Source organism: Lysobacter sp. 05T417 (assembly GCF_056396405.1).
Genome location: NZ_JBFTLK010000010.1, coordinates 15067 through 37030, shown reverse-complemented (window position 1 = coordinate 37030; position 21964 = coordinate 15067). Strand labels below are relative to the sequence as shown.

General features: G+C 65.2%; 25 protein-coding genes. 22 read left to right on the top strand and 3 right to left on the bottom strand.

Annotation, left to right across the window (positions count from 1 at the left end; translation table 11 throughout):
- The first annotated feature begins 11 nt into the window (after window positions 1–11).
- The 17 genes from rplX to AC1DER_RS16895 all read left to right on the top strand — a co-directional run bounded on the left by rplX (window position 12) and on the right by AC1DER_RS16895 (window position 10798).
- The gene (rplX, locus tag AC1DER_RS16975; RefSeq protein WP_158733586.1) at window positions 12–326 is read left to right on the top strand and encodes a 50S ribosomal protein L24; all 315 of its coding nucleotides are present in this window, start codon (window positions 12–14) and stop codon (window positions 324–326) included.
- An 11-nt stretch (window positions 327–337) separates the two neighbouring features.
- Window positions 338–880, top strand: coding sequence for a 50S ribosomal protein L5 (rplE, locus tag AC1DER_RS16970; RefSeq protein ID WP_158733585.1), 543 nt, complete (start codon window positions 338–340; stop codon window positions 878–880).
- An 18-nt stretch (window positions 881–898) separates the two neighbouring features.
- On the top strand, window positions 899–1204 hold the full coding sequence (gene rpsN, locus AC1DER_RS16965; RefSeq protein WP_441817678.1) for a 30S ribosomal protein S14: 306 nt from the start codon (window positions 899–901) through the stop codon (window positions 1202–1204).
- A gap of 181 nt (window positions 1205–1385) precedes the next feature.
- Window positions 1386–1784, top strand: a complete 399-nt coding sequence (gene rpsH / locus AC1DER_RS16960) for a 30S ribosomal protein S8 (RefSeq protein ID WP_200606499.1) — start codon at window positions 1386–1388, stop codon at window positions 1782–1784.
- Between the two features lie 14 nt (window positions 1785–1798).
- Window positions 1799–2326: a 50S ribosomal protein L6 gene (rplF, locus tag AC1DER_RS16955; RefSeq protein WP_441817677.1), complete on the top strand. Its 528-nt coding sequence runs from the start codon at window positions 1799–1801 to the stop codon at window positions 2324–2326.
- Window positions 2327–2373: 47 nt separating this feature from the next.
- The gene (rplR, locus tag AC1DER_RS16950) at window positions 2374–2727 is read left to right on the top strand and encodes a 50S ribosomal protein L18 (protein WP_441817676.1); all 354 of its coding nucleotides are present in this window, start codon (window positions 2374–2376) and stop codon (window positions 2725–2727) included.
- A gap of 161 nt (window positions 2728–2888) precedes the next feature.
- Window positions 2889–3431 (top strand): 30S ribosomal protein S5, encoded by a 543-nt coding sequence (rpsE, locus tag AC1DER_RS16945; protein WP_441817675.1) that lies wholly within the window; start codon window positions 2889–2891, stop codon window positions 3429–3431.
- A complete protein-coding gene (gene rpmD, locus AC1DER_RS16940) occupies window positions 3424–3624 on the top strand; it encodes a 50S ribosomal protein L30 (RefSeq protein ID WP_241918682.1) in 201 nt (66 codons plus the stop codon). The genes rpsE and rpmD overlap by 8 nt, the downstream gene beginning before the upstream one ends.
- Entirely contained in the window at window positions 3624–4067 is a 444-nt protein-coding gene (gene rplO, locus AC1DER_RS16935) for a 50S ribosomal protein L15 (RefSeq protein ID WP_441817714.1), read from the top strand. The genes rpmD and rplO overlap by 1 nt, the downstream gene beginning before the upstream one ends.
- 7 nt (window positions 4068–4074) lie before the next feature.
- Window positions 4075–5439: a preprotein translocase subunit SecY gene (secY, locus tag AC1DER_RS16930; RefSeq protein ID WP_441817674.1), complete on the top strand. Its 1365-nt coding sequence runs from the start codon at window positions 4075–4077 to the stop codon at window positions 5437–5439.
- 232 nt (window positions 5440–5671) lie between these two features.
- Entirely contained in the window at window positions 5672–6028 is a 357-nt protein-coding gene (gene rpsM, locus AC1DER_RS16925) for a 30S ribosomal protein S13 (protein WP_441817673.1), read from the top strand.
- 12 nt (window positions 6029–6040) lie between these two features.
- Entirely contained in the window at window positions 6041–6433 is a 393-nt protein-coding gene (gene rpsK, locus AC1DER_RS16920) for a 30S ribosomal protein S11 (RefSeq protein WP_055902370.1), read from the top strand.
- A gap of 14 nt (window positions 6434–6447) precedes the next feature.
- Window positions 6448–7077, top strand: a complete 630-nt coding sequence (gene rpsD, locus AC1DER_RS16915; RefSeq protein WP_200606492.1) for a 30S ribosomal protein S4 — start codon at window positions 6448–6450, stop codon at window positions 7075–7077.
- 18 nt (window positions 7078–7095) lie between these two features.
- A complete protein-coding gene (locus tag AC1DER_RS16910; RefSeq protein ID WP_477245924.1) occupies window positions 7096–8094 on the top strand; it encodes a DNA-directed RNA polymerase subunit alpha in 999 nt (332 codons plus the stop codon).
- A gap of 214 nt (window positions 8095–8308) precedes the next feature.
- On the top strand, window positions 8309–8683 hold the full coding sequence (gene rplQ / locus AC1DER_RS16905) for a 50S ribosomal protein L17 (protein ID WP_441817672.1): 375 nt from the start codon (window positions 8309–8311) through the stop codon (window positions 8681–8683).
- A gap of 140 nt (window positions 8684–8823) precedes the next feature.
- Window positions 8824–9330, top strand: coding sequence for a disulfide bond formation protein B (locus AC1DER_RS16900; RefSeq protein ID WP_477245927.1), 507 nt, complete (start codon window positions 8824–8826; stop codon window positions 9328–9330).
- A 79-nt stretch (window positions 9331–9409) separates the two neighbouring features.
- Window positions 9410–10798, top strand: a complete 1389-nt coding sequence (locus AC1DER_RS16895) for a class II 3-deoxy-7-phosphoheptulonate synthase (RefSeq protein WP_477245929.1) — start codon at window positions 9410–9412, stop codon at window positions 10796–10798.
- 130 nt (window positions 10799–10928) lie between these two features.
- Here AC1DER_RS16895 and AC1DER_RS16890 read toward each other — a convergent pair whose 3' ends face one another.
- From AC1DER_RS16890 to typA, 3 genes are all read right to left on the bottom strand, one after another.
- Window positions 10929–12590, bottom strand: a complete 1662-nt coding sequence (locus tag AC1DER_RS16890) for an amidase (protein WP_477245931.1) — start codon at window positions 12588–12590, stop codon at window positions 10929–10931.
- A 63-nt stretch (window positions 12591–12653) separates the two neighbouring features.
- Window positions 12654–13127, bottom strand: coding sequence for a DUF2127 domain-containing protein (locus AC1DER_RS16885; protein WP_441817669.1), 474 nt, complete (start codon window positions 13125–13127; stop codon window positions 12654–12656).
- Between the two features lie 52 nt (window positions 13128–13179).
- Window positions 13180–15009, bottom strand: a complete 1830-nt coding sequence (gene typA / locus AC1DER_RS16880; protein ID WP_477245934.1) for a translational GTPase TypA — start codon at window positions 15007–15009, stop codon at window positions 13180–13182.
- Window positions 15010–15213: 204 nt separating this feature from the next.
- Between typA and AC1DER_RS16875 the strand changes: the two genes are divergently transcribed.
- The 5 genes from AC1DER_RS16875 (at window position 15214) to prpB (ending at window position 21849) form a co-directional block, all read left to right on the top strand.
- A complete protein-coding gene (locus AC1DER_RS16875) occupies window positions 15214–15720 on the top strand; it encodes a peptidylprolyl isomerase (RefSeq protein WP_477245936.1) in 507 nt (168 codons plus the stop codon).
- Between the two features lie 390 nt (window positions 15721–16110).
- A complete protein-coding gene (locus AC1DER_RS16870) occupies window positions 16111–17316 on the top strand; it encodes an aminotransferase class I/II-fold pyridoxal phosphate-dependent enzyme (RefSeq protein ID WP_477245938.1) in 1206 nt (401 codons plus the stop codon).
- A 48-nt stretch (window positions 17317–17364) separates the two neighbouring features.
- Entirely contained in the window at window positions 17365–18351 is a 987-nt protein-coding gene (locus AC1DER_RS16865; RefSeq protein ID WP_477245940.1) for a malate dehydrogenase, read from the top strand.
- 489 nt (window positions 18352–18840) lie between these two features.
- A complete protein-coding gene (prpE, locus tag AC1DER_RS16860) occupies window positions 18841–20739 on the top strand; it encodes a propionate--CoA ligase (RefSeq protein ID WP_477245942.1) in 1899 nt (632 codons plus the stop codon).
- Between the two features lie 225 nt (window positions 20740–20964).
- On the top strand, window positions 20965–21849 hold the full coding sequence (gene prpB, locus AC1DER_RS16855; RefSeq protein WP_477245944.1) for a methylisocitrate lyase: 885 nt from the start codon (window positions 20965–20967) through the stop codon (window positions 21847–21849).
- Window positions 21850–21964 lie beyond the last annotated feature (115 nt).

Sequence of the window (21964 nt, the reverse complement as noted above, 5' to 3'; positions counted from 1 at the left end):
GAGGAATTTATATGAACCGTATCCGCAAGGGCGATCAGGTGATCGTCACCGCCGGCAAGGACAAGGGCAAGAAGGGCGACGTTGTGCGCGTACTCGGCGAGAAGGTCGTCGTGTCGAACATCAACATTGTCAAGCGCCACACCAAGCCGAACCCGCAGGCTGGCCAGCCTGGCGGCGTGGTCGAGCGCGAAGCGCCGATCCACATTTCCAACGTGATGCTTTTCAACCCTGCCACCGGCAAGGGCGAGCGCATCGGTTTCAAGGTGCTGGAGGATGGACGCAAACTGCGTGTGTTCCGCTCCAGCGGTGAGGCGGTTGACGCCTAAGGAATGCTGATATGACCACCCGGCTTGAAAAGTTCTACAAGGACGAAGTCGTCCCGTCGCTGACCCAGAAGTTCGGTTACAAGAACCCGATGGAAGTGCCGCGCCTTTCCAAGATCACGATCAACATGGGCGTCGGCGAAGCCGCGACCAACAAGAAGATCCTGGAAAACGCCGTTGCCGACCTGACCAAGATCGCTGGCCAGAAGCCGATCGTGACCAAGTCCCGCGTGTCGGTGGCTTCGTTCAAGATCCGCGACGGTTGGCCGATCGGTTGCAAGGTGACGCTGCGCCGCGCCCAGATGTTCGAGTTCCTGGACCGCCTGATCAACATCTCGCTGCCCCGCGTGCGTGACTTCCGCGGCGTGTCGGGTCGTTCGTTCGACGGCCGTGGCAACTACAACATGGGCGTGAAGGAACAGATCATCTTCCCGGAAATCGACTTCGACCAGGTCGACGCCCTGCGCGGCATGGACATCGCGATCACCACGACCGCGAAGACCGACGCTGAAGCCAAGGCACTGCTGGAAGCCTTCCGCTTCCCGTTCCGCAACTGATCCAATAGGACTGACACAATGGCTAAGACCTCCATGGTCAACCGCGAGATCAAGCGGGCCAAGCTTGCCAAGCAGCACGGCGGCAAGCGCGACGCACTGAAGAAGATCATCTCCAGCCAGACGGCCTCGTACGAGGACAAGATGGATGCAGTGGTCAAGCTGCAGAAGCTGCCGCGCGACTCCTCGCCGAGCCGCCAGCGCACCCGTTGCGTGCTCTCGGGCCGTCCGCGTGGTGTCTACCGCAAGTTCGGCCTCGGCCGCAACATGCTGCGCAAGGCCACCATGAACGGCGACGTTCCGGGCCTGCGCAAGGCCAGCTGGTAACAAAACGCGCCGGCAAGTCTGTTAGACTTGCCGGCTCGCTCGTTCCAAGGCACTCCGGCCGGAAGGGCGGGGTGCCGGTCGTTTGGGGGTTTGCCCCTTCCGGCCCGTTTTGCCGCCCTCACGGGCATACAACTGAATTCGCAATCCCGCGGATATCGGTGCTACTCATAGGTAATTAATCATGAGCATGACTGATCCCATCGCCGACATGCTGGTTCGCATCAAGAATGCGGCCGCTGTTCGCAAGCAGACGGTGAAGATGCCGTCGTCCAACATCAAGATCGCCATCGCCAAGGTCCTGAAGGACGAAGGCTACATTCTTGATTCGCGCGTGACCCCGGTCAGCGCCGGCAAGTCCGAGCTCGAAATCTCGCTGAAGTACTACGAAGGCAAGCCGGTGATCGAGCGCCTCGAGCGCTTCTCCCGTTCGGGCCTGCGCCAGTACCGCGGCAAGTCGGAGCTGCCCAAGGTCCTGGGCGGCCTCGGCATCGCCATCATCTCCACCTCGAAGGGCATCATGACCGATGCGCAGGCGCGCCAGCAGGGCGTCGGCGGTGAAGTCCTGTGCTTCGTGGCTTAAGGGAGGAATAGACCATGTCCCGAGTTGCCAAGAAGCCGGTTGCCCTCCCGAAGGGCGTCGAGCTGAACATCCAGGCTGATTCGATCAGCGCCACCGGCCCGAAGGGCACGCTGTCGGTCGCCAAGCCGGCCGCCATCGCGGTCAAGATCGAAGACGGCCACGCCGTGTTCTCGACCGAAGACGCCGCGCTGATCCCGCTGACCGGCACCCTGCGCGCCATCCTCGCCAACCTGGTGAAGGGCGTGTCGGAAGGCTTCGAGCGCAAGCTCGAGCTGGTCGGCGTCGGTTACCGCGCCGCCATGCAGGGCAAGGACCTGAGCCTGGCGCTCGGTTTCTCGCACCCGGTCCTGTTCAAGGCGCCGGAAGGCATCACCATCGCCACCCCGACCCAGACCGAGATCCTGGTCCAGGGCGCGGACAAGCAGCGCGTTGGTGAAGTGGCGGCCAAGATCCGCGGCTTCCGTCCGCCGGAGCCGTACAAGGGCAAGGGCGTCAAGTACGCCGGCGAAGTCATCATCCGCAAGGAAGCCAAGAAGGCCTGATCCTAGACAGGATCCCCGGCACTTCAGCTTTCGGAGACACAGAAATCATGAACAAGAACATCGCTCGCCTGCGTCGCGCCAAGTCCACCCGTTCGCACATCCGTGAGCTCGGCGTGCCGCGCCTGACGGTCCTGCGCACCGGCCAGCACCTGTACGCCCAGGTCTTCACCGCCGACGGTTCCAAGGTCCTGGCTGCCGCCTCGACCGTGCAGGCCGACGTCAAGGAAGGCCTGAAGAACGGCAAGAACTCCGACGCCGCCGTGAAGGTTGGCCGCGCCATCGCCGAGAAGGCCAAGGCAGCTGGCATCGAGAAGGTCGCATTCGACCGCTCGGGCTACCGCTACCACGGTCGCATCAAGGCCCTGGCCGATGCCGCTCGCGAGGGCGGCCTGCAGTTCTAAGGCTTGAATGCGTGGGGCTTCGGCCCCACGCAGAAGTTTCCTCCCGCCGACACGGGTCTGTGTCGGGCGCGTCCACGGGTTCCCGGGTTCGCGAAACACCCGCTGTACATCACAACCATAAGCGGCCACGCCGCAAATCCTTCAACTAACGAGTATTCGAAATGGCAGAAGAACAACGTGCACCGCGGGGTCGTGATCGCGACCGCAACCGCGAAGAAATCGACGATGGCATGATCGAGAAGCTGATCGCGGTCAACCGCGTCAGCAAGACCGTCAAGGGCGGTCGCCAGTTCACCTTCACCGCACTGACGGTGGTGGGCGACGGCAACGGCAAGGTCGGCTTCGGTTACGGCAAGGCACGCGAAGTGCCGGTCGCCATCCAGAAGTCGATGGAATATGCCCGCAAGAGCATGAACAACGTCGACCTCAACAACGGCACCCTGTGGCACTCGGTCAAGGCCGGTCACGGCGCCGCCCGCGTGTTCATGCAGCCGGCTTCCGAAGGTACCGGCGTGATCGCCGGCGGCGCGATGCGCGCTGTCCTGGAAGCGGTTGGCGTGAAGAACGTGCTGGCCAAGGCCGTCGGTTCGCGTAACCCCATCAACCTCGTTCGCGCCACCCTCAAGGGCCTGGGCGACATGCACTCGCCGGCGAAGATTGCCGCCAAGCGTGGCAAGAAGGTGGAGGATCTGAACCATGGCTAAGACTGAAGCCACCACGAGCGGCACCGTCAAGGTGCGCCTGGTCAAGGGTCTGCGTGGCACCCAGTCGCGTCACCGCCTGTCGGTGCGTGCGCTGGGCCTGAACAAGCTCAACGATGTGCGTGTACTGAAGGACAGCCCGCAGGTTCGCGGTCTGATCAATCAGCTGCACTACCTCGTCAAAGTCGAGGAGTAATCGACATGCGTCTCAACACTCTGCAACCCGCTGACGGCGCCCGCCAGGAGCGCACCCGTGTCGGCCGTGGTATCGGTTCGGGCCTGGGCAAGACCTGCGGCCGCGGCCACAAGGGCTCGTTCGCGCGCTCCGGCAAGGGCAAGATCAAGGCTGGCTTCGAAGGCGGCCAGATGCCCATGCAGCGTCGCCTGCCCAAGATCGGCTTCCGTTCGAAGCTGCTCAAGGACACCGCCGAAGTGATGCTGTACCAGCTGGAAAAGCTGGAAGCCGGCGAGATCGACTTCGCAGCGCTCAAGGCCGCCAAGCTGGTGCCCAGCACCGCCAAGCAGGCCCGGATCGTCAAGAAGGGCGAGATCAGCAAGAAGTTCGTACTCAAGGGCGTGGCCGCTACGGCCGGCGCCAAGGCCGCTATCGAAGCGGTCGGCGGCAAGGTCGGGGAGTAAGGACTAGATGGCGCGCAGCGGTAGCAATGCGGTTGCCGGTATCGGTGGCGGGCTCGGGAAGTTCACCGAGCTCCGTCAGCGCCTGCTGTTCGTCGTCGGTGCTCTGATTGTCTACCGCATCGGTTGCTACATCCCGGTGCCGGGCGTCAATCCGGAGGCGATGCTCCAGTTGATGGAGACCCAGAAGGGCACCATCGTGGACATGTTCAACATGTTCTCCGGTGGCGCCCTGCATCGCTTCAGCCTGTTTGCGCTGAACGTCATGCCGTACATCTCGGCGTCGATCATCGTGCAGCTGCTGGTGCAGATCGTGCCGAGCCTGAAGGCCATCCAGAAGGAAGGTGAGTCGGGCCGTCGCAAGATCAACCAGTGGTCGCGCATGGGTGCGATCCCGCTGGCCGTGTTCCAGGCCTGGGGTATCGCCACGGCCTTGCAGGCCGGCGGCGCGAGCCAGGGCATCGCGGTGGTCTACAACCCGGGTCCGGGCTTCATCCTGACCGCGGTGATCGCGTTGACCGCGGGCACCATGTTCCTGATGTGGCTGGGCGAGCAGGTGACCGAGCGCGGCATCGGCAACGGCGTCTCGCTGATCATCTTCTCGGGCATTGTCGCGGGCCTGCCCGCCGCCGTCATCGGCATGTTCGAGCAGATCCGCAACGGCGACATGAGCGCCCTGGTCGCGATCGCGGTCGTGGCCATCGTCATCGGCTTCACCTTCTTCGTGGTGTTCGTCGAGCGCGGCCAGCGCCGGATCACGGTCAACTACGCCCGTCGTAGTGGCGGCCGCAGCGCCTACCAGAACCAGTCCTCGTTCCTGCCTCTCAAGCTGAACATGTCGGGCGTGATCCCGGCCATCTTCGCCTCGAGCATCGTGATGTTCCCGGCGACGGCGGCGAACTGGTTCAGCCAGGGCAACACCGGTTCGACGCTCCACCGCGTCAGCCAGTGGCTGAACCCGGGCGAGCCGCTGCACATGATCCTGTACGCCGGTCTGATCGTCGGTTTTGCGTTCTTCTACACCGCGCTGGTGTTCAACTCGCAGGAAACGGCCGATAATCTCAAGAAGTCGGGTGCGTTGATCCCGGGCATCCGTCCCGGCAAGTCGACCGCTGACTATATCGACGGTGTGCTGACCCGCCTGACGGCGGCCGGCGCGATCTACCTGGTCCTCGTGTGCCTCCTCCCGGAGGTCATGCGTACCGAACTGGGCACCTCGTTCTACTTCGGCGGCACCTCGCTGCTGATCGTGGTCGTGGTTGTCATGGATTTCATCGCCCAGATCCAGGCTCATCTGATGTCGCATCAGTACGAGAGCCTGCTGAAGAAGGCGAACTTGAAGGGCGGCTCGCGCGGCGGTCTCGCGCGCGGGTGAATCCGGACCATTCCGCGCGCCAGAGTAGCGCGCGGGGAGGGGCAGGGCGGTTCGCCGTCTTGCCCGTCCAGTCCAGATTCGTCGCCGGAGCATGGGCACACTCCCCATGCCGGGCTTTGCTGCGCCCCCGGGCGCGGTAGGGCTTCCTATTAACCCGAGACCTTAGTATACTTTCCAGTTCACTCCGCCGGGATTAATCCGTCCTGGCCGCCAATCAGTTGGAGATCGCGTTATGGCGCGTATTGCGGGCGTCAATCTGCCTGCCCAGAAGCATGTCTGGGTTGGGCTCCAGAGCATTTACGGCATCGGCCGTACCCGTTCCAAGAAGGTCTGCGTCTCGGCTGGCGTCACTGCCACCACCAAGATCCGTGACCTTTCCGAGCCGGAAGTCGAGCGCTTGCGCGCCGAAGTCGGCAAGTTCGTTGTCGAAGGCGACCTGCGTCGCGAGATCGGCATCGCCATCAAGCGTCTGATGGACCTGGGCTGCTTCCGCGGCCTGCGTCACCGTCGCGGCCTGCCGCTTCGCGGCCAGCGCACCCGGACCAATGCACGTACCCGCAAGGGTCCGCGCAAGGCCATCAGGAAGTAAGGGACACAGACCATGGCTAAGCCGGCTGCTGCCAAAACCAAGAAGAAGATCAAGCGTGTCGTCACCGACGGCATCGCCCACGTCCACGCTTCTTTCAACAACACCATCATCACGATCACCGACCGCCAGGGCAACGCGCTCTCGTGGGCGACCTCGGGCGGCGCGGGTTTCCGCGGTTCCCGCAAGTCGACCCCGTTCGCCGCCCAGGTGGCTGCCGAAAAGGCAGGCCGTGCTGCGCTCGACTACGGCGTGAAGTCGCTGGAAGTGCGCATCAAGGGTCCGGGTCCGGGCCGTGAGTCCGCCGTTCGTTCGCTGAACAACGTCGGTTACAAGATCATGAACATCATCGACGTGACGCCTATCCCGCACAACGGGTGCCGTCCGCCGAAGAAGCGTCGCGTCTGAGGAGCTGAAGAAAAATGGCTCGTTATATTGGTCCCACCTGTAAGCTCGCTCGTCGCGAAGGCGCCGACCTCGGCTTGAAGTCGTCCGCTCGTGCACTCGATTCCAAGTGCAAGCTCGAGCAGAAGCCCGGCCAGCATGGCCCGACCGCCCGCAAGGGCAAGCTGTCCGACTACGCCACCCAGCTGCGCGAAAAGCAGAAGGTCAAGCGTATCTACGGTCTGCTGGAGCGTCAGTTCCGCAACTACTACAAGAAGGCCTCGACCAAGAAGGGCAACACGGGTGAAAACCTGCTGCAGCTCCTCGAGACCCGCCTGGACAACGTCGTTTACCGCATGGGTTTTGCGGTCACGCGTCCGGCCGCCCGCCAGCTGGTTTCGCACCGCGGCGTCACGGTCAACGGCAAGTCGGTCAACCTGCCTTCGTACCAGGTCAAGGCTGGCGACGCGATCGCGCTGGCCGAACGCGCCCAGAAGCAGCTCCGCGTGCAGGAATCCCTGACCGTGGCGCAGCAGATGGACCTCTCGCCGTCGTGGGTTGAAGTCGACAGCAAGAAGTTCGCGGGTGTGTTCAAGGCTGTTCCGGATCGTGCTGACCTGCCGCAAGACATCAATGAAGCGCTGATCGTCGAGCTGTACTCGAAGTAATCCAGGAGACGCCACAACATGACGGTTACCGCAAACCAGGTGCTGCGCCCGCGCGGCCCCCAGATCGAACGCCTTACGGGCAACCGTGCCAAGGTCGTGATCGAGCCGCTGGAGCGTGGCTATGGCCACACCCTCGGCAATGCGCTGCGCCGCGTGCTGCTGTCGTCGATCCCGGGCTTCGCAATCACGGAAGTCGAGATCGATGGCGTGCTGCACGAGTACACCACGGTCGAAGGCCTGCAGGAGGATGTCCTGGAGGTTCTGCTGAACCTCAAGGACGTCGCCATCCGCATGCACACCGGCGAGTCGGCGACCCTGTCGCTCGCCAAGCAGGGCCCCGGCATCGTCACCGCCGGTGACATCAAGACCGACCATAACGTCGAGATCCTCAACACCGATCATGTGATCGCGCACCTGACCAAGGACACCGCGCTCAACATGCGTCTGAAGATCGAGCGTGGTTTCGGCTACCAGCCGGCCGCCGCTCGTCGTCGCCCGGACGAGGAAACCCGCGCCATTGGTCGCCTGATGCTGGACGCCAGCTTCTCGCCGGTCCGCCGCGTCGCGTATGCCGTTGAAGCGGCACGTGTGGAGCAGCGCACCGACCTGGACAAGCTGGTTCTCGACATCGAGACCAACGGCACGATCGACGCCGAGGAAGCCGTCCGCACTGCGGCCGACATCCTCACCGACCAGCTGTCGGTGTTCGGCGACTTCACTCACCGCGATCGCGGTGCGGCGAAGCCGGCCACCAGCGGCATCGACCCGATCCTGCTGCGTCCGATCGACGATCTCGAGCTCACCGTGCGTTCGGCCAACTGCCTCAAGGCCGAGAGCATCTACTACGTCGGCGATCTGATCCAGAAGACCGAAGTCGAGCTGCTCAAGACCCCGAACCTCGGCAAGAAGTCGCTCACCGAGATCAAGGAAGTCCTGGCCCAGCGCGGTCTTTCGCTCGGCATGAAGCTGGAAAACTGGCCGCCCGCTGGCATCGCCCAGCACGGCATGATGGGCTGAGCCTAACCGCTCAGGTCAGAACAGGCCGCACCAACTGGTGCGGCCTGTGCTCTTGAAAGAAGCGCGCTCTAAAGAAGCAAGAAACCGACGAGCCTGAAGGCTCGCGGCAAGCCGGCCACGGAGGGTCGGTTCGGGCCACCCGCAGTCCACTGTGTCAGCGCCTGGATGGCGACAGCGATGTTCAACGACTCAACATTCATCAGGAATCACGACCATGCGCCACCAGAAAGCCGGCCGTAAGTTCAGCCGCACCAGTGCTCACCGCGATGCCATGTTCACCAACATGGCGGCCTCGCTGATCAAGCACGGCCTCATCCGTACCACCCTGCCCAAGGCCAAGGAGCTGCGTCGCGTCGCCGAGCCGCTCATCACCCTGGGCAAGGTCGATGGCGTTGCCAACCGCCGCCTTGCCTTCTCGCGCCTGCGCGACAAGGAAGCCGTCGGCACGCTGTTCACCACCCTCGGCCCGCGTTACCAGTCCCGTCCGGGCGGCTACCTGCGCATCCTCAAGTGCGGTTTCCGCGCTGGCGACAATGCGCCGATGGCCTACGTCGAGCTGGTCGACCGTCCGGAAGCCGCTGCGGAGTAATTCCCCGCGCGCAATGTGTTTCGCAGAACCCCGGCCCCGTGCCGGGGTTTTGTTTTTTCGGGCGTCGAGTGCGATGAACGGTTGCCGCGATGCGCCAGGGCGGGTGGATGCGCTTCGACATCGCCGTTAAGCTTGGCGGCATGACCAACGCCATCCTGCGCGGCTCGTTCCGCATCCAGTTCCTGCTCGGATTCCTCGCCTGCGCCGGCCTGTTGGGCTACGCGTTCTACCTCCAGCTCCACGATGGCCTCGAGCCGTGCCCGCTGTGCATCTTCCAGCGCGTGGCATTCTTCGCGATGGGGCTGGTGTTCCTGGTTGGCGCGCTGCATGCGCCCAAGAGTGCCGGCGGTCGGCGTGGTTATGGCATCGCGGCGCTGATCGCCTCGCTGGCAGGCCTTGCCGTGGCCGGCAACCACGTGCGCCTGCAGCACCTGCCGCCCGACCAGGTGCCGTCCTGCGGCCCGGGCCTGGACTACATGCTCGAAGCGATGCCGATCACCGGCGTGATCCGCAAGGTCATGACCGGCTCGGGCGAATGTGCCAGCGTCGACTGGACCTTCCTCGGCCTGTCGATGCCGACCTGGAGCCTGGTCTGTTTCGTGCTGCTGGCGATCTGGGCCGCCCAGGCAGCGTTCCGTCGCCGCTAGGCCACTGTTGCCGCTGTAACGGTTGCAGGGCGCCTGACTAGCGCCCATAGTGATTCGCCGCATTGCAGCATTTCGTGTCATGCCCACGTCCGATCGCAACCTCCGTGCCGTCAACCTGCCCACCGACTGGAATCCGCAGTCGTGGCGCAACCGTACTGCGATGCAGTTGCCGCAGTATCCGGACGCGGATGCGCTGGAGTCGGCACTGGCCGAGCTGCGCGAACTGCCGCCACTGGTGACGTCGTGGGAGATCCTCTCGCTCAAGCAGCAGCTGGCCGAAGCCCAGGAAGGCAAGCGCTTCCTGCTGCAGGGCGGCGATTGCGCCGAGAGCTTTGCGGCCTGCAATTCGGGCGTGATCTCCAATCGCCTCAAGGTGCTGCTGCAGATGAGCCTGGTGCTCGTCCACGGCATGCGTAAGCCGGTGGTGCGCGTGGGCCGCTTCGCCGGTCAGTACGCCAAGCCGCGCTCGACTGACACCGAAACGATCGGTGACGTGACGCTGCCGAGCTTCCGCGGCGACATGGTCAACGCGCCGGAGTTCACTGCCGCCGCGCGAGCGCCCGATCCACGCCGCATGATCAAGGCACATGCGCGCTCGGCGATGACGATGAACTTCGTCCGCGCCCTGATCGACGGCGGTTTCGCCGACCTGCACCACCCCGAATACTGGAACCTGAGCTGGGTCGGGCACTCCGAGCTGGCCGACGAATACCGGCGCATGGTCAATGCGATCGGCGATGCCGTGCGCTTCATGGAGACGCTGTCGGGTTCGGAGGTGCACAACCTCAACCGCGTCGACTTCTACACCTCGCACGAAGCGCTGCTGCTGCCCTACGAAGAATCGCTGACGCGCCAGGTGCCGCGCCATTGGGGCTGGTTCAACCTCAGCACGCATTACCCGTGGATCGGCATGCGCACCGCTGCGGTCGATGGCGCGCACGCCGAATACTTCCGCGGCATCCGCAATCCGATTGCGCTCAAGGTTGGGCCGTCGGTGACGGCGGAGCAGCTGCTGCGCACGATCGACCTGCTCAATCCCGAGGACGAGCCGGGCCGCCTGACCTTCATCCACCGCATGGGCGCGACCGGCATTGCCGAGAAGTTGCCGCCGCTGCTGGATGCGGTGCGTCGCGATGGCCGCCGCGTGCTGTGGGTGTGCGACCCGATGCACGGCAACACCGAGAGCACCAGCAACGGCTACAAGACCCGTCGCTTCCGCAACATCCGCAGCGAGCTGGAGCAGGCGTTCGAGCTGCACGCCGCGGCGGGTACGCGCCTGGGTGGCGTGCACCTGGAGCTCACCGGCGAAGATGTCACCGAATGCCTGGGTGGCGCGCGCGAGCTGACCGAGAGTGATCTGGAGCGGGCATACCTGTCGACGGTGGATCCGCGCCTGAACTACGAGCAGGCGCTGGAGATCGCGATGCTGATCGTGCGCAAGCAGGCGCAGATCGTGGCGCCGGCGTAAGGGCTGCAAGGGCCGGTGCGGCGCAATGCCCTTGCATGCGAAAGCGGCGTCCATGGATCCCCGCTTTCGCGGGGATGACGATCAAGATGGATCCCCGCTTTCGCGGGGATGACGAGCCAGGCGAGGTTCGTCAGCCCTTATTGGTTCCGATGGCCACGGTCGCCAGGAACTGCGGCGCCTTGCGAACCTTGGTTTTCTGCTCGAAGGCATACGCCAGTTCGATCAGTCTGGGTTCGCTCCATGCCGCGCCCATGAAGACGATGCCGATCGGCAGACCGAAGCTGTCGCCCATCGGCACGGTGATGCTGGGCGTGCCAGCGACCGCGGCCGCGCCGTAGCCCTCACCGAGGAAGTGGTCGCCGTTGACCGGGTCGATCAGCCATGCCGGTGCGGTGGCCGGCGCCACCACGGCGTCGAGGCGGTTGGCGGACAGCGTCGCTTCCAGGCCTTCGGCGCCTGCCAGGCGCCGGGCCTTGCTGCGGGCTTCGATATAGCCGATCTCGTCGAGCGCGCCCTTGGCCTGTGCGCGTTCGAACAGCTCCTGGCCGAAGTACGGCATTTCCTTGCCGGCGTTCTTGCGGTTGTATTCGATCAAGCCCGCCAGCGAGGTCACCTGCGCGCCGCTGCGCGACAGGTAACCGTCGATACCGTGCTTGAACTCGTACAGCATCAGGTCCATTTCCGGCTCGCTCCACGATCCGTCGCCGGCGATCTCGACGTCGACGACTTCGGCCCCGGCCTTGCGCATCGCTTCGAGGCTGCGCTCGAGCGCGGCGTCGGCATCCGGGTGGAAACCCATCGCCTTGCGCAGTACACCGATGCGCGCGCCGCGCAGGCCGTCGGCGTTGAGTCGCGCGTGGTAGTCGAACATGGCCCGGCCGGTGCTTTCCGCAGTCGCCGGATCGGCGTCGTCGCGACCGACGATCGCCGACAGCAGCACCGCGGCGTCGGCGACGCTGCGCGCCATCGGGCCCGCCGTATCCTGACTGTGCGAGATCGTGATGATGCCGTTGCGGCTCACCAGGCCAACGGTCGGCTTGATGCCGACCAGGCCGGCGACCGACGACGGGCAGATGATGCTGCCGTCGGTCTCGGTGCCGATCGCGGCGGCGGCCAGGCTGGCGGCAATGGCGCTGCCACTGCCCGAGCTGGAACCGCACGGCGAACGGTCGAGTGCGTACGGGTTGCGGGTCTGCCCGCCGCGCGCGCTCCAGCCGGAGCTCGAGCGCGAGGAGCGGAAGTTCGCCCATTCGCTGAGGTTGGTCTTGCCCAGGATCACCGCGCCGGCATCGCGCAGGCGCGCGACCAGGAAGGCATCGGTGCGCGGATGGTTGGAGGCCAGGGCAAGCGAGCCGGCCGAGTTCACCATCGGCGTGGCGTCGATGTTGTCCTTGAGCAGGATCGGCACGCCGTGCAACGGGCCGCGCACGCGTCCGGCCTTGCGCTCGGCATCGCGCGCGTCGGCTTCCTTGAGCGCGTCCGGGTTGGTCTCGATGACCGCGTTGAGGCGCGGGCCGGCATCGTCGATGGCGGCGATCTGGTCGAGGTAGGCCTGGGTCAGCGCATGGCTGCTGAGCTCGCCGCGCTCCATGCGCGCCTGCAGTTCGGCGATGCCGACCTCGGCGAACGCGAATCCCCCCTTGGCTGTTCGGGCGCCGGGCGCCGGGCTTGCGTTGGCAGAAGCGACAGCCGCCACCGGCTTCGGAGCAGGCTCCGTGGCGCGCTGGCAGGCAGGCAGCAAGGCGATCATCGTCGCCAGTGACAACGTCATCGGTACAGGCAAAGAGCGCATTGCGATTCCCCGGTCGCGGATGGCCGCCACCGAGCATACGCGAATCTGAATCGCCGCCAGCCCTTATTGGCGGCGCTTGACCAGGTCGCGTGCCAGCACTGCGACGACGATCAAATTGATGGCCAGGACGGCCACCGAGGTCCACCCGGGGTGGTGGTACACGGCGTAGACGTCCAGGGGCAGGTAGATCGCCGCGCTGATGCAGCCCAGCCAGGAGGCCCAGGCCTTTGCCCGCCACAGGCCCCAGGCCTCGAGCAGGCGTAGCAGGCCGTAGGCGAACACCACCGCCGCGGCCAGGTGCACGCCGTCCGGGTTGATGACCCGGTTCAACCAGGCCAGCGCACCTTCGTTGGGGTCAAGCTGGAATCGGGCGATCAGCTCGTGCAACCAGCGCAGCAGAGGCGCTGGCCCGAGAAGTTCGAGGCCGCTGGCTGCCAGCAATGCCAGCAGGCCCTTGGCGGCCTCGAAGATCGCGATCACATGCAATCCCGGATGCGCGTGCGGATCCGGGTTGTAGTGGTGCTGGGCGTCGGTCATGGTGGCGAGGCGAGGCCCGGCACTGGGTGCGACGTGGTGTGAGCGACGTGGATCAGGCAGCGCGCGATGCGCGCTTGCGATCCGACTCGCTCAGGTGCTTCTTGCGCAGGCGGATTTCCTTCGGGGTGACTTCAACCAGCTCGTCGTCCTCGATGAAGTCCAGGGCCTGCTCCAGCGAGTACTTGATCGCCGGGGTCAGCTTGATCGCATCGTCCTTGCCCGAGGCGCGCATGTTGGTCAGCGGTTTGGGCTTGATGGCATTGACCGTGAGGTCGTTGTCCTTGGAGTGGATACCGATCAGCTGGCCCTCGTACACCTGGTCGCCTTCGGCGGCGAACAGGCGGCCGCGCTCTTCCAGCGGTCCAAGCGAGTAGGCCGGGGTGGCGCCGGCGGCATTGGCGATCATCACGCCGTTCTGGCGCTTGGCGATCGCGCCGGTTTCCTTCGGACCGTAATGGTCGAACACGTGGAACAGCAGGCCCGAGCCCTGGGTCAGGGTGCGGAACTCGTTCTGGAAACCGATCAGGCCACGGGCCGGGATCATGTAATCAAGGCGCACGCGACCCTTGCCGTCGGACTCCATGTTCTTCAGCTGGCCCTTGCGGACGCCCAGCTTTTCCATGACGCCGCCCTGGTGCTGCTCTTCGATGTCGACCACCAGCTGCTCGACCGGCTCCATCATCTGGCCGTCGATCTGCTTGATGATGACTTCCGGGCGCGACACGGCCAGCTCGAAGCCTTCGCGGCGCATGTTCTCGATCAGCACCGACAGGTGCAGCTCGCCACGGCCGGAGACCAGGAACTTGTCCGGGTCGGAACCTTCTTCGACCTTGAGGGCCACGTTGTGCAGCGTCTCGCGCTCGAGGCGCTCGCGCAGCTGGCGGCTGGTCAGGAACTTGCCACCGCTGAGGTCCTTGTTGCCGGCGAACGGCGAATTGTTCACCTGGAAGGTCATCGAGATGGTCGGCTCGTCGACGGTCAGCGCCGGCAGCGCTTCCGGGAAGTCGAGGGCGCAGACGGTGTCGGAGATCGACAGGTCGGCGACGCCGGAGATGGCGACGATGTCACCGGCCTCGGCTTCCTCGGTCTCCAGGCGCTCCAGGCCCATGAAGCCCAGCACCTGCAGGACCTTGCCCTGGCGCTTCTTGCCTTCGCGGTCGATCACGCTGACCGGCATGTTGCGGCGGACCTTGCCGCGCTGGATGCGGCCGATGCCGATCAGGCCGACGAAGTTGCTGTAGTCCAGCTGGCTGATGCGCATCTGGAACGGGCCGTCCATGTCGACCTGCGGCGGCGCGACGTGCTTCATGATCGCTTCGTACAGCGGGGTCATGTCGCCATCGCGGGCGCTGTCGTCGAGGCTGGCGTAGCCGTGCAGCGCCGAGGCGTAGACGATCGGGAAGTCGAGCTGCTCGTTGGTGGCGCCGAGCTTGTCGAACAGGTCGAAGACCTGGTCGATGACCCAGTCAGGACGGGCGCCCGGACGGTCGATCTTGTTGACGACCACGATCGGCTTGAAGCCCATCGCGAACGCCTTCTGGGTGACGAAGCGGGTCTGCGGCATCGGGCCGTCCATCGCGTCGACGAGGATCAGCACCGAGTCGACCATCGACAGCACGCGCTCGACCTCACCGCCGAAGTCGGCGTGGCCCGGGGTGTCGACGATGTTGATGCGGTTGCCCTGCCAGGTGATGGCCGTGTTCTTGGCAAGGATCGTGATGCCACGTTCCTTTTCCTGGTCGTTGCTGTCCATCGCGCGCTCGGCCAGCACCGTGCGTTCAGACAGGGTGCCCGACTGCTTGAGCAGGCAGTCGACGAGGGTGGTCTTGCCATGGTCGACGTGGGCGACGATGGCGATATTGCGGAGGCGTTCGATGGACATGCGAAAAGGCCGGCAGACCGGCGCTCGGGCGAGGAGGTAGCCGGGCATTATACCTGTCAATGATGACGTCTGCCTGTTCAGCTGGAGACGCCGGCAGTACCCTTGTCAACGGCTGCGGGCGTCGCCATCTGAACGGCGAGCCTGAACGCTTTTGCCCCTGATTTCCCCGCAAACACCCCCCGACACGTCCCAGGAGACGGATTCATGAGCCTGATCGCCACCTTCGACACCGACCGCGGCCCGATCCGCATCGAACTCGCCGCCGACAAGGCGCCGCTGACGGTCGCCAACTTCGTCAACCTGGCCCAGCGCGGCTTCTATGACGGCCTGAGCTTCCACCGCGTCATCAATGACTTCATGGTCCAGGGCGGCTGCCCGCTGGGCACCGGCACCGGCGGTCCGGGCTACCGCTTCGAGGACGAGGCCCGCAACGGCCTGAGCCACGAGCGCGGCGTGCTGTCGATGGCCAATGCCGGCCCGGGCACCAACGGCAGCCAGTTCTTCATCACCCACGTCCCGTGCCCGTGGCTGGACGGCAAGCACACCGTCTTCGGCAAGGTCATCGAAGGCCAGCAGATCGTCGACAGCGTCAAGCAGGGCGACACGATCAAGTCGGTCAAGATCGAAGGCGACACGGCCGCCGTGCTGGCGGCCAAGGCTGACCGCGTGGCCGAGTGGAACAAGACGCTGGACCAGAACGCACGCCCGTAAGGCGGCGCTTCGGGTAGACGGCGCCCGCTCTGGCACGGTCAGGGCGGGCGTTTTCGTTTCAGGCCCTCACCCCGTCATCCCCGCGAAGGCGGGGACCCAGCGACTTGGCTTTGGCGGGTTGGCTTTGGCGGGCAGGGGACGACCGCCATGAGAGCAAAGGGCCACGACGCTGGGTTCCCGCCTTCGCGGGAATGACGAGCCAACGGCAACGCCCGCGGGCTCCCGGCTTGGCCGGGATGGAGAGGGTATTGGCGGTGCACATCCGGCGGTCGTTCTGACTCAATCGTGCAACGAGCCGACAGGTACCTGCGTGCTAACATTTCGGGGCTTCGGGCGGCTGGTTCCCTTGCCGCCCACAGCGACCCCACATCGACTCCAGAGGTTCCCGCGATGCCCCAGCTTGCCCGGCGCATCGGTCGCGCCAAGCCCAGCGCGATCATGCAGGTTGCCGAGAAGGCCAAGCGGCTCAAAGCCGAAGGCCGCGACATCATCAGTTTCTCGATTGGTGTTCCCAACTTCCTCCCCGGTGACCATGTCTATGCCGCGGCGCGTGATGCGCTGAGCAAGGACAGCGGCCAGTACGGAAGCAATCGCGGTGCCGACGCGATGCTCGATGCGTTCATCGAGCACATGGCGAAGATCGGCCTGACCGGTTACGGCCGGGTCAACATCGCCACCGGCATCGGCGCCAAGCACGTCATCTACAACCTCGCCGAAGCGCTGCTCGACGAAGGCGACACGATCGTCTTCCCGACGCCGTACTGGACCAGCTACCTCGACATCGCCGACATCGTCAACGCGAAGATCGACCTGCTGCCGTGCCCGGCCTCGCAGGACTACAAGCTCACCCCGGCGCAGCTCGATGTCGCGCTGGCGAAGAAGCCCAAGGTGTTCCTGTTCAACAATCCCTCGAACCCGACCGGCATGGTCTATTCGAAGGAAGAGATCGACGCGCTGGCCGACGTCGTCGCCAAGTACCCGGACACCTGGGTCATCACCGACGACATCTACAACCGCATGGTCTTCGACGGCCTGGGCTACCACAACTTCGTGCACTCGCGTCCGGAGCTGCGTGAGCGCGTGATCTTCATCGACTCGCTGTCCAAGACCTACGGCATGCCCGGTTGGCGCGTGGGCTTCATGGCCGGTCCCGAAGCGGTCGCGCAGGCGATCGTGACGATGAACTCCAACCACATCACCAACATCCCGGAGATCGTCAGCGCCGCTGCGGTTGCCGCGCTGTCGGGTCCGCAGGACGTGCCGGTGGCCAAGTGCGCCGAGTTCCAGGCCAAGCGCGACCAGGTGATGGCGGTGATGGACTCGATCCCGGGCGTGATCTGCCCGCGTCCGCAGGGTGCGTTCTACGTGTTCCCGGACATCAGCGTCGCCTTCGGCAAGACCCACGGCCCGACCGGCACGAAGATCGGCAACGACGTCGACTTCTGCAACGCGCTGCTGGAAGCCAAGGGCGTGGCCTGCGTGCCGGGTTCGGCGTTCGGCGAGCCGCGCGCGCTGCGCATCAGCTACACCTGCCCGACGCCGCAGCTCGCTCCGGGCCTGCAGCGGTTCCAGGAATTCTTCGCAGAGCTTTCGTAATCCATGGCGGGGCGCGTGTCGCCCCGCTTTTCATTTCAGGAGTTACCCATGAAGACCCCCGTCCGCGTTGCCGTTACCGGTGCTGCCGGCCAGATCGGCTATTCGCTGCTGTTCCGCATCGCTTCCGGCGAAATGCTCGGCAAGGACCAGCCCGTCATCCTGCAGATGCTCGAGCTGCCGATGGAGAAGGCCCAGGCCGCGCTCAAGGGCGTGATGATGGAGCTGGAAGATTGCGCGTTCCCGCTGCTGGCCGGCATGGTCGGCACCGATGACGCCGAAGTCGCGTTCAAGGATGCCGACATCGCCCTGCTGGTCGGCGCGCGTCCGCGCGGCCCGGGCATGGAGCGCAAGGACCTGCTGCTGGAGAACGCGAAGATCTTCACCGCGCAGGGCGCTGCTCTGAACAAGGTCGCGTCGCGCAACGTCAAGGTGCTCGTCGTCGGCAATCCGGCCAACACCAATGCCTACATCGCCATGAAGTCGGCGCCGGACCTGCCGGCGAAGAACTTCACCGCGATGCTGCGCCTGGACCACAACCGTGCGCTGTCGCAGCTTGCGTCCAAGGCCGGCGTGGCCGTGGCCGACATCGAGAAGCTGGTCGTGTGGGGCAACCACAGCCCGACGATGTATCCGGATTACCGCTTCGCGACCGTCAACGGTGCATCGCTGAAGGACAAGATCAACGACGCCGACTGGAACGCCAACACGTTCATCCCGCAGGTCGCCAAGCGCGGTGCGGCGATCATCGAGGCGCGTGGTCTGTCGTCGGCCGCTTCGGCCGCCAATGCCGCCATCGACCACATCCGTGACTGGGTGCTGGGCAGCAACGGCAAGTGGGTGACGATGGGCGTTCCGTCCGATGGCAGCTACGGCGTTCCCGAAGGCGTGCTGTACGGCGTGCCGGTGACCACGGCCAATGGCGAGTACACCCGCATCGAGGGCCTGCCGGTCGACGAGTTCAGCCGTGCGGCGATGGACAAGACGCTGGCGGAGCTGGAAGAAGAGCGCGCTGGTGTGGCCCATCTGCTGGGTTGATTGATGGCGGCCGGCTTCGTGCCGGTTGCGCTGAAAAAGGCGGCCTTCGGGTCGCCTTTTTCGTTTTGGTCATTCGCGAACGCCGGGAACCAGGCCCAGGACGTCCGTCTTCGGAGGGGCGTCGTCCGCAGGGGCGGGGATTGCTCCGCCCCTTAGTCAGACATCCTGTCCGATGCGGGGCGCGGGACATCCATGTCCCGCTGCGGAGCAATCCCCGCCCCTGCGGACAACGCTCGGCAATTCGTTGCGCGGTCTTCGGTATGCAACGTCCTTGGGTTCCCGCGTTCGCGGGAATGACGGGCGGATGGGGTCTGGATGTGCCGGAAGGCTTTTGGCCATCCCTGTCACCGTCATCCCCGCGAAGGCGGGGATCCATGGACGTTTGGCTTTTGGCTTTCGCCTTTCGCAGACCTTATGTCGACCAAGGTCGTAACGCTTCCTTCCGCCGCTGGGACTAGCCTCAACGCATAGCCGTTTGAGGGTGCCGGGATGGATTACGAGGAGTTCTACCGCCGCTCGATCGACGAGCCCGAAGCATTCTGGGCGGAGCAGGCGAGGGCGATCCACTGGCACAAGCCGCCGCAGCAGATCCTCGACTATTCCAATCCACCATTTCGCAAGTGGTTTGCCGGTGGCGAGACCAACCTCTGCTACAACGCGATCGATCGACATCTCGACGAGCGCGGCGATCAGCTGGCGCTGGCCGCGATTTCGTCGGAAACCAATCTCACCCGCGAGATCAGTTATCGCGAGCTGCACGCGGAAGTGAACACCTTCGCCGCGGTGCTCAAGTCGCTTGGCGTTGGCCGCGGCGACCGCGTCGTGATCTACATGCCGAACATGGCTGAGGCGGTGTTCGCGATGCTGGCCTGCGCGCGCATCGGGGCGGTGCATTCGGTGGTGTTCGGCGGGTTCGCGGCGCACAACCTGGCGCTGCGCATCGACGATGCAAAACCCAAGCTGCTGATCTGCGCCGATGCCGGCATGCGCGGTGGCAAGGTCATCGCCTACAAGCCGCTGGTCGATGCAGCCTGCGAGGAATGTGCTTCGCCGCCGCCGCACGTGCTGGTCGTGAGCCGCGACCTCGATCCGGGGCGCAGTAATGTTGAGGGTCGCGATGTCGATTACGCCACGCTGCGCGCCAGGCACGCGGGCGAGCTGGTCGAAGTCGAGTGGCTGGAGTCGAACGAACCCAGCTACCTGCTCTATACCTCCGGCACCACCGGCAAGCCCAAGGGCGTGCAACGCGATGTCGGCGGCTATGCGGTGGCGATGGCGCTGTCGATGTGGTCGATCTACGACGTGCGCGCCGGCCAGGTGATGTTCTCCACGTCCGATGTCGGCTGGGCAGTGGGGCATTCGTACAACGTCTATGGGCCGTTGATCGCCGGTGCGACGTCGGTGCTGTACGAGGGGCTTCCGACCCATCCGGATCCGGGCGTCTGGTGGCGCATATGCGAGCAGTACGGCGTGCGCACGATGTTCTCTTCGCCGACCGGCATCCGCGTCCTGAAGAAGCAGGACCCGTCGTGGCTGACAAAACACGATCTGTCGAAGCTGCACTGGTTGTTCCTCGCCGGTGAGCCGCTCGACGAGCCGACCGCGCACTGGATCACCGACGGCATCGGCAAGACCATCATCGACAACTACTGGCAGACCGAAACCGGCTGGCCGGTGCTGTCGCTGATGCCGGGTTTGGACATGAAGCCGGTGAAGTTCGGGTCGCCCGGGTTGCCCACTCCCGGTTACAAGCTGCGGGTGATCGACGACAACACCGGCGAGGACGTGGCACCAGGGCAGAAGGGCGTGCTGGTGATCGAGCCGCCGTTGCCGCCGGGGTGCCTGACCACGGTGTGGAACGACGATGCGCGGTTCCTGTCGAGCTACTTCAGTCATTTCAGGCAGCTGGTGTACAGCTCGCTCGACTGGGCGATTCGCGACGAGGACGGCTATACCTTCATCCTTGGCCGCACCGACGACGTCATCAACGTCGCCGGCCATCGACTGGGCACGCGCGAGATCGAGGAGTCGTGCTCGACCCATCCCAGCGTCGCCGAGGCGGCGGTGATCGGCGTGCACGACGAGCTCAAGGGGCAGGTGCCGGTGGTGTTCGCCACGCTCAAGCAGGCGCTGGCCGGCGAGTCGGCGGCGCAGGCGGCGGCGAGCATGCAGCAGCGGGTGGTCGAGCAGCTCGGTGGCGTCGCCAGGCCGGCGCGGGTGTATGTGGTCAATGCGCTGCCCAAGACGCGATCGGGAAAGCTGCTGCGGCGCTCGATCCAGGCGCTGGCGGAGAACCGGGATCCGGGCGACCTGTCGACGCTGGATGACCCGGGTGCGCTGGAAGAGGTGCGCCTGGCGCTGGAGCGGGGTGCAGATTCTGGCGGCTGATCCGGGCGGGTGAGCTGGCCGAGACCGTCATCCCGCGAAGGCGGGCACCCGGTGACTCAGTTCTGGCTGCCGATGCTGAAAGCAACGCCGATGGGTTCCCGCCTTCGCGGGAATGAAGGCAGGGGCACAGACGCTGGCGAACGGGGGGCCACCCGTCGCCACCATCGGCAAAGCCGACGCCGCTGCCCGAGGTGGCCTAAAATGCCCCTTCAACCAGGAGATGCCATGACTTCGCAAACCTCCGCCGGCGCACGTTTCCGCGCCGCCGTCTCGGAAGAATCCCCGCTGCAGGTGATGGGCGCCATCACCGCCTACGCCGGCCTGATGGCCAAGCGCGTGGGCTACAAGGCCCTGTACCTGTCCGGTGGCGGCGTGGCCGCCAACTCGCTCGGCGTGCCCGACTTGGGCATCAGCACGATGGAAGACGTCCTCACCGACGCGCGCCGCATTGTCGACGCGACCCAGATGCCGCTGCTGGTCGACATCGACACCGGCTGGGGCGGCGCCTTCAACATCGGCCGCACCATCAAGTCCTTCATCAACGTCGGCGTCGCCGCCGTGCACATGGAAGACCAGGTCGGCCAGAAGCGTTGCGGCCACCGTCCGGGCAAGGAAGTGGTGCCGTTGTCGGAGATGGTCGATCGCGTCAAGTCGGCCGTGGATGCGCGCACCGACACAAGCTTCGTGATCATGGCCCGCACCGACGCGGCCGCGGTCGAGGGCATCGATTCGGCGATCGAGCGCGCCTGCGCGTATGTCGAAGCCGGCGCCGACATGATCTTTCCCGAGGCGATGAACACGCTAGAGGACTACCGCCGCTTCAAGGCCGCGGTGAAGGTACCGATCCTGGCCAACCTGACCGAGTTCGGCTCGACCCCGTTCTTCACCACCGACGAGTTGCGCGAGGCCGGTGTCGACATCGCCCTGTACTGCTGCGGCGCCTACCGCGCCATGAACAAGGCGGCGCTGAACTTCTACGAGACGGTGCGTCGCGAAGGCACGCAGAAGAGCCTCGTGCCGACCCTGCAGACGCGCGCGGAGCTGTATGACTACCTGGGCTACCACGCCTACGAAGGCAAGCTCGACGCGCTGTTCGCGAGCGAGAAGTGAGCAAGCGACACGGGATGGAAGTGGTCGGCCGACGGAGCGTACAGGGCCTCGACGTTGAGTCCCCCTGTCCCTATCTCCGCCGGCGCGTCCGTCCGCCCTGCGACCGCGACGAGCG

Excerpts from the sequence above, each read along its gene's own strand:
- AC1DER_RS16895 (WP_477245929.1), top strand. The coding sequence starts at position 9,410 with ATGCCCACGTCCGATCGCAACCTCCGTGCCGTCAACCTGCCCACCGAC.
- rpmD (WP_241918682.1), top strand. The coding sequence starts at position 3,424 with ATGGCTAAGACTGAAGCCACCACGAGCGGCACCGTCAAGGTGCGCCTG.
- AC1DER_RS16875 (WP_477245936.1), top strand. The coding sequence starts at position 15,214 with ATGAGCCTGATCGCCACCTTCGACACCGACCGCGGCCCGATCCGCATC.
- AC1DER_RS16885 (WP_441817669.1), bottom strand. The coding sequence starts at position 13,127 with ATGACCGACGCCCAGCACCACTACAACCCGGATCCGCACGCGCATCCG.
- typA (WP_477245934.1), bottom strand. The coding sequence starts at position 15,009 with ATGTCCATCGAACGCCTCCGCAATATCGCCATCGTCGCCCACGTCGAC.
- AC1DER_RS16890 (WP_477245931.1), bottom strand. The coding sequence starts at position 12,590 with ATGCGCTCTTTGCCTGTACCGATGACGTTGTCACTGGCGACGATGATC.
- rpsM (WP_441817673.1), top strand. The coding sequence starts at position 5,672 with ATGGCGCGTATTGCGGGCGTCAATCTGCCTGCCCAGAAGCATGTCTGG.
- rplX (WP_158733586.1), top strand. The coding sequence starts at position 12 with ATGAACCGTATCCGCAAGGGCGATCAGGTGATCGTCACCGCCGGCAAG.
- rplE (WP_158733585.1), top strand. The coding sequence starts at position 338 with ATGACCACCCGGCTTGAAAAGTTCTACAAGGACGAAGTCGTCCCGTCG.
- AC1DER_RS16870 (WP_477245938.1), top strand. The coding sequence starts at position 16,111 with ATGCCCCAGCTTGCCCGGCGCATCGGTCGCGCCAAGCCCAGCGCGATC.
- AC1DER_RS16910 (WP_477245924.1), top strand. The coding sequence starts at position 7,096 with ATGACGGTTACCGCAAACCAGGTGCTGCGCCCGCGCGGCCCCCAGATC.
- rplR (WP_441817676.1), top strand. The coding sequence starts at position 2,374 with ATGAACAAGAACATCGCTCGCCTGCGTCGCGCCAAGTCCACCCGTTCG.
- prpB (WP_477245944.1), top strand. The coding sequence starts at position 20,965 with ATGACTTCGCAAACCTCCGCCGGCGCACGTTTCCGCGCCGCCGTCTCG.
- rpsD (WP_200606492.1), top strand. The coding sequence starts at position 6,448 with ATGGCTCGTTATATTGGTCCCACCTGTAAGCTCGCTCGTCGCGAAGGC.
- prpE (WP_477245942.1), top strand. The coding sequence starts at position 18,841 with ATGGATTACGAGGAGTTCTACCGCCGCTCGATCGACGAGCCCGAAGCA.
- rpsN (WP_441817678.1), top strand. The coding sequence starts at position 899 with ATGGCTAAGACCTCCATGGTCAACCGCGAGATCAAGCGGGCCAAGCTT.
- AC1DER_RS16865 (WP_477245940.1), top strand. The coding sequence starts at position 17,365 with ATGAAGACCCCCGTCCGCGTTGCCGTTACCGGTGCTGCCGGCCAGATC.
- rpsH (WP_200606499.1), top strand. The coding sequence starts at position 1,386 with ATGAGCATGACTGATCCCATCGCCGACATGCTGGTTCGCATCAAGAAT.
- rplF (WP_441817677.1), top strand. The coding sequence starts at position 1,799 with ATGTCCCGAGTTGCCAAGAAGCCGGTTGCCCTCCCGAAGGGCGTCGAG.
- AC1DER_RS16900 (WP_477245927.1), top strand. The coding sequence starts at position 8,824 with ATGACCAACGCCATCCTGCGCGGCTCGTTCCGCATCCAGTTCCTGCTC.
- rplQ (WP_441817672.1), top strand. The coding sequence starts at position 8,309 with ATGCGCCACCAGAAAGCCGGCCGTAAGTTCAGCCGCACCAGTGCTCAC.
- rpsE (WP_441817675.1), top strand. The coding sequence starts at position 2,889 with ATGGCAGAAGAACAACGTGCACCGCGGGGTCGTGATCGCGACCGCAAC.
- secY (WP_441817674.1), top strand. The coding sequence starts at position 4,075 with ATGGCGCGCAGCGGTAGCAATGCGGTTGCCGGTATCGGTGGCGGGCTC.
- rpsK (WP_055902370.1), top strand. The coding sequence starts at position 6,041 with ATGGCTAAGCCGGCTGCTGCCAAAACCAAGAAGAAGATCAAGCGTGTC.